This window comes from Scytonema sp. UIC 10036 (genome assembly GCF_009725235.1).
In genome coordinates, this window is record NZ_WJFC01000154.1 from 22,864 (window position 1) to 32,422 (window position 9,559).

At 44.0% G+C, this 9,559-nt stretch carries 6 protein-coding genes and 1 tRNA gene; 2 read left to right on the plus strand and 5 right to left on the minus strand.

Annotated elements, in window-relative coordinates:
* Positions 1-175: 175 nt before the first annotated feature.
* Entirely contained in the window at positions 176-1,180 is a 1,005-nt protein-coding gene (locus F7734_RS44045) for a DnaJ C-terminal domain-containing protein (protein ID WP_155750683.1), read from the plus strand.
* 93 nt (positions 1,181-1,273) lie between these two features.
* On the opposite strand, the gene F7734_RS44050 is transcribed toward F7734_RS44045, so the two are convergent.
* Entirely contained in the window at positions 1,274-1,825 is a 552-nt protein-coding gene (locus tag F7734_RS44050) for a redoxin domain-containing protein (RefSeq protein WP_155750684.1), read from the minus strand.
* Between the two features lie 241 nt (positions 1,826-2,066).
* Positions 2,067-2,678, minus strand: coding sequence for a peroxiredoxin (locus F7734_RS44055; protein ID WP_155750685.1), 612 nt, complete (start codon positions 2,676-2,678; stop codon positions 2,067-2,069).
* 192 nt (positions 2,679-2,870) lie between these two features.
* On the opposite strand from F7734_RS44055, the gene F7734_RS44060 reads away from it, so the two are divergent.
* Positions 2,871-5,006: an amylo-alpha-1,6-glucosidase gene (locus F7734_RS44060; RefSeq protein WP_155750686.1), complete on the plus strand. Its 2,136-nt coding sequence runs from the start codon at positions 2,871-2,873 to the stop codon at positions 5,004-5,006.
* A 155-nt stretch (positions 5,007-5,161) separates the two neighbouring features.
* Here F7734_RS44060 and F7734_RS44065 read toward each other — a convergent pair.
* From F7734_RS44065 to F7734_RS44075, 3 genes are all read right to left on the minus strand, one after another.
* Positions 5,162-5,235, minus strand: a tRNA-Met gene (locus F7734_RS44065).
* Between the two features lie 247 nt (positions 5,236-5,482).
* Positions 5,483-8,002 (minus strand): peptidoglycan DD-metalloendopeptidase family protein, encoded by a 2,520-nt coding sequence (locus tag F7734_RS44070; RefSeq protein ID WP_155750687.1) that lies wholly within the window; start codon positions 8,000-8,002, stop codon positions 5,483-5,485.
* 823 nt (positions 8,003-8,825) lie between these two features.
* On the minus strand, positions 8,826-9,287 hold the full coding sequence (locus F7734_RS44075) for a tRNA (cytidine(34)-2'-O)-methyltransferase (RefSeq protein ID WP_155750688.1): 462 nt from the start codon (positions 9,285-9,287) through the stop codon (positions 8,826-8,828).
* Positions 9,288-9,559 lie beyond the last annotated feature (272 nt).

The following is a 9,559-nucleotide window of genomic DNA, read 5'->3' on the forward strand; positions in this document are numbered from 1 at the left end:
TCTTTGGAGTACGGGAATTTCACTTGTCGTGACAGCAAAAACCGCACTTGGTTTTCTTTAATCTTTGTTAATTTAAAGTCAGAATCTATTCAAGGCTCTAAAATAAGCGACTGCGCTTTTGATGGCTGAAAATGTATAAGAAAATTTAATGGTAATTTTAACAGGAGGCTGGTAAATGGCTTCGACGGATTTCAAAGACTACTATGCAACATTGGGAGTTAGTAAAACTGCCAGTCAAGAAGAAATTAAGCAAGCTTTTCGTAAATTAGCTCGCAAATACCATCCTGATGTGAATCCCGGTAACAAGCAAGCTGAGGCACGTTTTAAGGAAATTAACGAAGCTTACGAAGTTTTGTCAGATTCAGACAAACGCAAAAAGTATGACCAATTTGGTCAGTACTGGAAACAAGCATCTGAAGGGTTCCCGTCTGGTGGTGTCGGTGTTGACATGGGCGGTTTTGACTTCAGTCAGTATGGAAGCTTTGATGAATTTATCAGTGAGTTGTTAGGGCGCTTTGGAGGAACTGCTGGTGCTCGTGGTACGCGACAAGCTTACAGCTACAGCACATCTGCAGGAAGTAGATCTAGTGGTTTTAGTGGCTTTAGTGATTTTGGAACTCAAGATGTTGGTTCTGCTGGTGCTACCCAAGATAGTGAAGCGACGATTACCCTCAATTTCTCTGAAGCATTTCATGGCGTGCAAAAACATATCAATCTTGGCAGTGAGGTCGTTGATATTCGCATACCAGCAGGGGCAAAGACTGGGAGTCGTTTGCGTGTAAGGGGTAAAGGACCAGTCAACCCCTTCACACAGCAACGAGGTGATTTATATCTTAAGGTTGAGCTTCAACCCCATTCTTTGTTTCAATTTGAAGGTGATAATTTGGTGTGTGAAATACCTATTACACCTGATGAAGCTGTTCTGGGAGCATCTGTTGAAGTCCCAACACCTGATGGTATGGTCACTGTTAAGATTCCTGCAGGAGTGCGATCTGGTCAATCTTTGCGCTTGCGTGGTAAAGGATGGCCGCAACCCAGGGGTGGACGTGGTGACCAGTTGATTAAAGTGGCGATCGTACCACCTAAAGATATGACTCCTCAGGAACAGGAGTATTACGAAAAACTCCGCGCTATACGTACTTTCAATCCCCGTGCTAACTTACAGCATATTCGGCTGTAGTAGAGTTGACTGCTTTCGATACGGGTTAGATTTGAACTCTTGGGGAAACCCAACAAATGCTTGTAAATGTTGGGTTTCGTTCCTCAACCCAACCTACGCAATTTCATTGTTTGAGCTTAATTCCAGCAATTTATCCACGCTAGCATTATGGTCAAGAAACGAAAATAAATGTTTGTAGCGGAGTTTGCCTTCTTTATCTAATAAAAATTGTGCTGGTAACGGTGCTCCTAAAGCTTGCCCAACTTCGTATGTTTGAAATACCCGGCAACTGGGGTCACTCAGCAATGGCATTTTTAGCCCTAAGTCTTTGACTACTATCTTACTTTGTCCTCGATCTGTACTGGTAATCAGCAGAAGTTCTATACCTCGATTTTGAAATTCTTCATAGTTCTCATTTAAGGCTTTGATGTGGGGAAAGCAAAAGGGACAATAATGTTTTTCTGTAAAAATTCGCGTAAAAGCAAGTATTACTGGTTGCTTATTTCTGTAATTTGATATCTTGACTGTAGTCTCGTTCTTGATATCTGGAAGTTGGAAATCTGGCACAAATTGCCCCACAACTAACGTATTGCTTGCGGGTATGGGTAGAAAGTTCCGAAAAAAGCGCTCGTTCAGTAGTCCGTTTAGATTCATCGAATCTATCATAATTTGACCTTTAATGATTATCAATATGATTCTAAATCGGTTTTTTTGACATATCGTTTTGACATATCGTCTGACATCTCGTCTGACATCTCGTTCCCAGGTTCTACCTGGGAATGCATTACAAGAGGCTCTGCCTCGCATTCGGGAGGCGGCTCTGCCCATACTAAGCCATTCCCAGGCGGAGCCTGGGAACGAGGTTTAGAACAAGGTTTAGAACAAGGTTTAGAACGAAGTTTAGATTTTACACAGCGGAGAAGTACACTTTGGACTTCACGGGATCGGGAACCATTGTCTTGTCACCTGGTTGCCAACCTGCTGGACAAACTTCATCGGGGTGAGATTGAACGTATTGAATAGCTTGCAATGTTCGCAAAGTTTCATCAACGTTACGACCAAAAGCTAGGTTGTTGATGGTTGAGTGCTGGATGACACCATCTTTGTCGATGAGGAACAAACCGCGTAAAGCAACGCCAGCTGCTGGATCGAGAACGTTGTAAGCAGCGCTAATCTCTTTCTTTATGTCAGAAACTAAGGGGTAGTTTAAATCTCCCACCCCACCAGACTTGCGATCGCTTTGAATCCATGCGAGGTGAGAAAACTCGCTGTCAACGGAAACACCAAGGATTTCGGTGTTAATTTTTTTGAATTCTTCGTAGCGATCGCTAAACGCTGTAATTTCTGTGGGACAAACAAAGGTAAAGTCTAGGGGGTAGAAAAACAGTACGACGTACTTACCACGATAGTCAGAAAGTTTGATTGTCTTGAATTCCTGATCTACCACAGCAGTTGCTGTGAAGTCGGGAGCTTGTTGGCCTACACGGAGGCATCCTTCTGATGGATAGCTAAGAGGCATTTACAAATATCTCCTTCAAATTACACCCGTCTAGTGAAGGCTAAAGTATGAAGTATGAAGGATGAAGTGTTACACTTTACCCTTTACCCTTTATCCTTTATCCTTTATCTCTCAAACTTTGTTGAAAGTTCTTAACAGTTTGATCGCAATCTGTTACGACTATATCATAGTCATAACGATTTTGAGTAGCAAATGGTGGATTTAGATACAAGAGAATGGTTACTAACCAATGGCTTAGGAAGTTTTGCCAGTGGTACGGTGTCGGATCTTCGTACTCGGACATATCATGGCTGGTTGTTTGCCGCCACCAGTCCACCCTCAGGGCGTACCCTCCTACTGTCTCATTTAGAAGCTAGCCTTGAACTTCCAAACCGAGTCATGGCACTAGGGACAAATTTTTGGGGAAGCGGTCAAATTGAGCCAAAAGGCTACCAACTCCTGCGCCGCTTTGATATTAACCCAGTTCCAAAATGGATTTGGGGAGAAGACGACTGGCAAATCACAAGGCTTTTGGTCATGCCTTATGGATTGAAGGGCAATGGGCAAGGGGCATTGGGCATTGGAGAAGAAAGTCAGACGGAAACAGGGCAGATACGGGGGATAGCTTCCTCCTCACCCCTCTTAAGTCATCGGGTTTTGATTCAGTACCGTTATGAGGGGACAGATACTGCTACCTTAAGGCTGCGATTGCTGGTGAGCGATCGCGATTTTCACCACCAACAAAAAGCCATTCCAGAATTACAGTTTTCCCAAATGTTAGGGCAACAGCAAGTTTGCTTGCAAGCCATGATTTCTAGGAGCTTTGGCACACCTTGGCAGTTGCGTTGGACACGCGGAGAGTATCAAGCTGATGCAGTTTGGTATTGGAATTACGGTTTACCTGAGGAGACACTGCGAGGATTGGGCGATCGAGAAGATCTCTTCAGCCCTGGTTATTTAACTGTACGTCTCAATCCGAGTGATGCGGTCACACTAGAAGCACGAGTGGGTTTTCCAAACGAACTGCATGGTAGTCTCACCGAAGATACTTTTGTAGAAGCACAAGAAGCAGAACAAGAGCGACTGTCTCAAATTTTTGGATGGGAGGGAGAGGTGGTAGACAAGGGAGAGGGGGTAGACAAGGGAGAAAGTTCTACCTTGTCCCCCTTGTCCCCCCTGTCCACCCTGTCCCCGATATGGAAGCAACTCCTACAAGCCGCAGATCGATTTATCGTTTATCGTGCGTCAATTAATGGACCTACCGTCATTGCTGGATATCACTGGTTCAATGACTGGGGACGCGATACGTTAATTGCTTTACCCGGTTTGGCACTTGTTCCACAGCGATATGATTTGGCAAAGGGACTTTTGCAAACCTTTGGACGTTACTGTCACGCTGGTTTGATTCCCAATGCGTTTCCCGATATCGGTGGGGAACCATTTTATAACAGTCTTGATGCAGCGCTATGGTGGATTGAAACTTTGGGGCTTTATTTAGAAGCGACTCAAGACTGGCAATTTTTGGCAGAGCAATATCCTATAGTACAACAAATATACAAAGCTTTTATTGGCGGAACTCGCTATAACATACAAGTTGATTCTACGGACTGGTTGGTAGGATGGTATGCACGTGGTGTAGCTCTAACCTGGATGGACGCGGTGGTTGCAGGAGAACCTGTTACCTCGCGCCGTGGTAAGCCAATTGAAATTAATGCCTTGTGGTACTCAGCGTTATGTTGGGCAAGTCGATGGGCAGAAATCTTGAGCGAGCATGGGACACCTGAAGATTCAGCGCGTTTTGCAAAACAATCATTACGTTATGCAAAACAAGCACAACAGGTAAAAGCTTCGCTCCAAAAATATTGGAATTCCCGATTGGGTTACTTGTATGACACCATTGAGCCAGACGATTGCCGCAATTGTCAAATTCGCCCCAACTCAGTCATAGCGCTATCTCTTACCCACTGTGCGTTTACCCAACAGCAAGGACGCCAAATTCTTGACTTAGCTCGTTCTCAACTGCTTACTCCCTATGGGCTGCGTACTCTTGCTCCTACTGACTCTGAGTATATAGGTCAATACGAAGGGAATCCCCAACAGCGCGATCGTGCATATCACCAAGGTACTGTCTGGTGTTGGCTCATCGGTCCTTTTATTCGTGCTTGGGAACGTTTTTATCCTCAAAAGCCATTACCCTTTGATTGGCAACCTTTGCTAAATCACTTTCTACATGAGGGTTGCATCGGGTCTATCTCTGAAATTTTTGATGGTGATGAACCACATAAACCTAGGGGTGCGATCGCCCAAGCTTGGTCTGTTGCTGAGGTTATTCGACATATTAAATTATGAATTATGAATTATGAATTATGAACTATGAATTATGTAAATCCGCATACTTTCATCGGAGTTCTTCGATACTAATTTATCATTTACCATTCATAATTCTTAAACACAAATTCACCTTCCGTTTCATAATTCATCATTTATCATTCATAATTCTTAAGTGGCTCAGGTCGGATTTGAACCAACGACCCCAGGCTTATGAGTCCCGTGCTCTAACCAACTGAGCTACTGAGCCTTAACATTCATTATGCTTCCTTAATATAACATATGGATTTTTTCTTGACTACCCACGCAGGAAATTAATTTTTGAGCTAATGGCTAATGGCTAATGGCTAATGGCTAATTGCTAATGGCTAATGGCTAATGGCTAATGGCATGAAACAATTAGCTGTTAGCGATGAGCCATTAGCAAAAAAGTGTAAGAGAGGGATAGTTACTCCCTCTGTTAGCAAGGTTTTCATTCAGTTACAACCCGCCCCTTATTACAGGCGTTCTTTGGGGAGGAAAGCAATGGGATTCACTGCTCCCTTACCCGATGGGTGAACTTCAAAGTGCAGGTGGGGACCTGTGCTGAAACCAGTGCTACCCATTGCAGAAATTTGTTGTCCTTGCTGGATGGGTTGACCGGGTTGAACCAAAATACGACTGTTATGACCGTAGCGAGTCAAGCTGCCATCAGCATGACGAATATCTACGAGGTAACCGTAACCACCGTTATTCCAACCTGCCCTTTCAACGACACCTTCAGCTGCTGCAAAAATTGGCGTACCAGTTGCGTTAGCAATGTCAATCCCCCGGTGCATTCTTCCCCAACGAGGACCGTAACCGGAAGTCAGGACACCCTTGGCGGGCCACATATAACCAGTGGTGGAAGTAGAAGGAGGGGCTAGATTTTCATCAATTGGTCTGGGTAAGTATCTATCCACTGCTGCCAAAGGTGGTAACTGTGGAGTTACAGTTGTTCCTCGCATAGTTCCCAGAATTTCGGAAGCGTTCATCCCTTTTGAAGGAGTTGCCACTCGTTGCTCGCGCAGTAACTCCGGATTAACAGGTTCGTTTGTTGGTCTGCGATTGCTCACTGTGGGTCTGACGGGTTGACGGTTGGCGTTACCAGTCATTGGCTTGGGTACTGGAATGGGTATTGCACCATTGGACCCTGGAGATGAAAATTGTAGCGATGAACTGTTGGGTGGGGGAACTTGAATTTGTACCGTGCTTTCATTCTCGTTGGATTGAGACACTGTTACTGGAGCATTATCTGTTTCAGCGACTGCTGGAACGACAACGTTACCAGATTGTTGAGCACGATATTTCTCCCGCAGTTTGTTGATTTCCGCTTGTAAGCCACGAAGACGTTGAGAGTCTCTGCCTTTTTTGGCGGCTGAGGAATGAGATTTTTGGGCTTCTCTCATTTCGGTAAAAACTGTTGGCACTGGAGTATCACCACCAACACCGAGAGAAGAAGCACCCAAAGAGTTTGTGTCAGAGTTTGTAGCAGAAGTTGCTTTGCGCTCTGTTGTTAATGCTGTGTTAATCGAACTATCCGCAATAACTGCTGTTGGGACGCTTACGTTGCTATTGCTGGGAAGTAAGTTGCTGGTGCTACCTTGTGCGACTTGATTTTTCCGAACGGAATCATCAGCAACGATTGGTGTCTTCACAGGGAAAGTGGCATTGTTCTCAATCGATTTCTCAGCAGTTGTTGGCGCTAGCCTGTTTTTCCAACTGGTGTTGTTTGGAACAACGGGTGTCGGAGTTGTAACACCGCTGTTGGCAATTGAGTTACTGACGCTATCTTGCGAAACTGTCGCACTACTGCCAAGGCCAACAGGAGTTTGGGGAATCGGGTTTGCCTTTTGCGGGCGGGCGATCGCTACTGAAGTTGGAGTGCTGCTGTTTTCTGTAACAGGAACTGTCAGTTTTTGATTAATCCGGAGTTGATTTGGATTGTTGAGATTGTTGACCTTAACGAGTTCTGAAACTGAAATGTTGTAATTGCTAGCAATCTCAGCTAGTGTATCTCCAGGTTTGACTTCGTAGGTTGCAGATGGTTCTTGCGCCCATGGCTTGACACCTACGGCAGTTGGTACTTGTGTTGGTACCTTAGTTGTTTCCAACCGCTGCTTTAACCTGGAAACGAGTTTTTCTCTGTTTACATTGCTTGCAGTCTCTGATGGCTCTGTTACAGTGTTTCTCGCTTCTATTTTTGGCTTGTTTTCAAGCACTTTTACCTGTGGTACCCCTGCAGGCACAACTGGTAACGCTTCTTGAGCTTGATTTGACCGCAACTCCCTCAGACTTCTTCTGAGACGGTCTGATTTTTGCTGTAATTGGTTCAGCGCGAACTCTTGCTGCGCCTTCAGTTGAGCATTAACTTCTGGCTCTACTGCATTTTCTGCCTGCACTGCCTCTTGTGGAGAGGGTACTGACATGGCTTGAGTTCCAACAAGACCCGAAGCATTATAGAGCGTTTTTACGGTCTTTTCTTGCTTGATGGGTTGTTGTTGAACGGTGGTTGTTTCTATGGAAACGCTCTGCTCCTCTACCGCTTGATATGAGCTAGAAACTGCTACTGGCACAGACACTGGCTGTACGGGCGCGGTCTTTGCCACACCCTGCCACTTGGCTCTTAGCTCGGCGACTTGGGAAATTGCCGTAGGTTCAACCACAGCTGGGCTTTCTGGCAGACTCACCGATGATACGACTTGCACTTGCGGCTGAGTTGCGTTCGGCAACTTCACCTCGGTGTCAGAAGCAGCTGGTATTGTTGAGGCTGTGTTCTGATTTCCTACCGGCTCTGCTGCTATGGCGCGATCGCTCTGTCGAGTTACCAAAAGGCTGGTTGCTCCCATGGAGATCGCCAAACCAATCATTGCGGCTTTTGTCTGTACCCGGCGGTTGTTTAAGCGTGGATGAATTGCGTTTACCTGTTCCACCGGAACGTCATCGCTTTGGTTATTTTCCAACTCAGCTTTTTCTTTCTTCTTCAATGCTCTTTTCAAAGAGGACCTCCTAACGATCGCTAGCGCTTAACTGACCTTTTTTCCAGTTGGATACTAGTCAATGATTTAGATCACCACGAAAAATAGATCGAGATCACACATCAGAGATACTTACGCAAGATTACCTTGCTTCTCTGATTTAGACAAGTTCACACTATATATCAAAAATTTAAATTTAAGAGTTTACTTGTCTGTCTCATGCCTCACACCTTAAAACACACACCATATAAGTTCTTCTGTTTAGAATTGTCTAATCATTTTTTTGCTTGAGCTAGTCGGGCTGTTTCTGTAGCCGTTGTAACCTCTTGCTATTAGATGCTGCAACTTCATTCAATAAAACTACACCCTGCTGTAGATATCTTCAAAGTTTTTCCATCCCATCCGTCTACCTCACACGCGACTTTACGTTGATTCTTCCCCAAAAAACAACCGTATTAACTCGCAAACTATTTTTCTTGTGAATCAAATTACACTCTAAGATACACAACTCAAATGCCTATTTTGACTGGCTTTTCAGGTTTTTGTTCCCCTGTTGCACGACCCCTCAAATTTACAAAAATCTATCGTTTTTCCTTAGCTCTTCACCCCAACATCTATACAAATTTCTTATAGGTCTCTGTCTTTTGTTTTAAGTATTTGCCCCTAATTTTCTAGAAAAATGATAATTTCATGTATAATTCTAATCACTCTTACCCCACAAGCCACTGCAAAATCTATTTAAGTAATTTTTTTATACAGAAAATATTGAATAACCTTGAAGTCCGCAACTTTACTGAAGAATTCCAATACCTGTTTTTTAGTACAGCACGACATTGATCCATCCCTACTGCAAATAACCAAGCTGACGGCGGGCTTCAAACAAACCTACTGCTACACTTACCGAAAGATTTAAGCTACGAACATTCTTTTCCTTCATGGGAATGTAGAGAGTGGTATCGCAAGCCGATATAACTTCAGGTGCTAGCCCAGTGGTTTCACTGCCAAATAGCAACCAGTCATCTGGTTGAAATTGAAAGCTAGCGTAATTGCAACACCCACGAACGCTAAAACCCAGCCATCTTCCACCTTGCAACTGATGTACTGCTTTAAAAGCGTCCAAAGACTCGTGATAGTGGAGTTTCACATAAGGCCAGTAGTCCAATCCAGCTCTTTTCAGGTAGCGATCGCTGATTTCAAACCCTAGAGGTCCTACCAAATGCAATTCAGTACCCGTAGCAGCACAAGTACGAGCAATATTCCCCGTATTGGGGGGGATCAGTGGGTTAACTAAAACGACCTGTGGCATTTGCGGAGGAATAGATATATCGAAATAAACAATGTATAAAATTTTCCAAATCTATCTACAGACAGAGGTCATCTATAGTTTTTCTTTATAATTTTTTTTTCACACCTGTGATAAGAAATTTAAAATTCACACGAAATGTTTTCCGAACACCATTTGGCGTTCTTCTGACTTATATCACGATTTTTTAAAAAATATATAGCTAAATTTAATATACAAAAAATTTATCTAAAAACCGGACTGCTAGAAGAAAATCTGTTTTGTGGGGGTAGGGG